The organism is Clostridium sp. AM34-9AC (genome assembly GCF_003480225.1).
In the GTDB taxonomy this organism is placed as follows: domain Bacteria; phylum Bacillota; class Clostridia; order Lachnospirales; family Lachnospiraceae; genus Acetatifactor; species Acetatifactor acetigignens.
In genome coordinates, this window is sequence record NZ_QUIU01000070.1 from 1 (window position 1) to 914 (window position 914).

Consider the following 914-nt stretch of genomic DNA (forward strand, 5'->3'; position numbering starts at 1 on the left):
GCAAGGTCAAAAATCTTCTCTACAATCCAGCGTGTTTCCGGGTCGATCAGAAGATGACCTTTTTTGTCCGGGTCTTTTACATAGCCCAGCGGTGCATAGGCTCCATAGTGTGCGCCATTGGCAAATCTTGTGTGCATGGCAGCCTTGACCTTTTTGCTGGTCTGTCGGGCGTGCATTTCATTCAGGATGTTTAAGAACGGTGCAAGCTCGCTTTCTCCGTTGATGGTGTCCACATTGTCATTGATGGCAATGTAGCGTACTCCCTTGCTGGGGAAATAGATTTCCGTGTACTGACCGGTCAGGATATAGTTTCTTCCCAGACGGGATAAGTCCTTTGTGACAACGCAGTTGATTTTCCCGTCTTCGATGTCATCAATCATCCTTTGGAAACTTGGACGCTCGAAATTTGTCCCACTCCATCCGTCGTCAATGTACTCGTCTACAACGGTCAGCCCATGCTCTGCGGCATACTGTCTAAGCATCATGCGCTGGGTCTGGATACTGCCGCTTTCCCCCTGTAATTCATCGTCACGGCTCAATCTCAAATATAGTGCAGTGTTATAAATCGTTGTATTGTATGGTTGTTTCACGGTTAAAAATCCTCCTTCTAAAAGAAACAACCCACGCTTATACAATACTCGCTGGTACAAGTATATCATAAGCGTGGGCTGATTGACAGTCGTTATTCCGTATTTTTTCAGGAAGCGGCGGCAGCGTGCTGGATCACATCTTCCAGCAGGCTGTCAAGCGGCTTCCCATCCTGTGCGAAATGCTCCGATACCTTGATACGGACTTTCCCCATGACAAAATACTGGGTGCCGTCTTTTTCGGTAAGCAGGGTGCCGCTGTTTTCGTTGTTGCTCTCGTTTTTGTTTTTTGCCATAGGCAGTTACCTCCATAAATGAAATATGCCC

The 914-nt window shown here is 47.4% G+C and carries 2 protein-coding genes; both read right to left on the reverse strand.

The window, feature by feature from the left end; genetic code table 11:
- A partial coding sequence (locus tag DW835_RS17745; RefSeq protein WP_182430355.1) for a recombinase family protein occupies positions 1-590 on the reverse strand: 590 nt, incomplete at its 3' end.
- A gap of 107 nt (positions 591-697) precedes the next feature.
- The gene (locus DW835_RS17750; protein ID WP_015540918.1) at positions 698-883 is read right to left on the reverse strand and encodes a hypothetical protein; all 186 of its coding nucleotides are present in this window, start codon (positions 881-883) and stop codon (positions 698-700) included.
- Between the last annotated feature and the right edge of the window lie 31 nt (positions 884-914).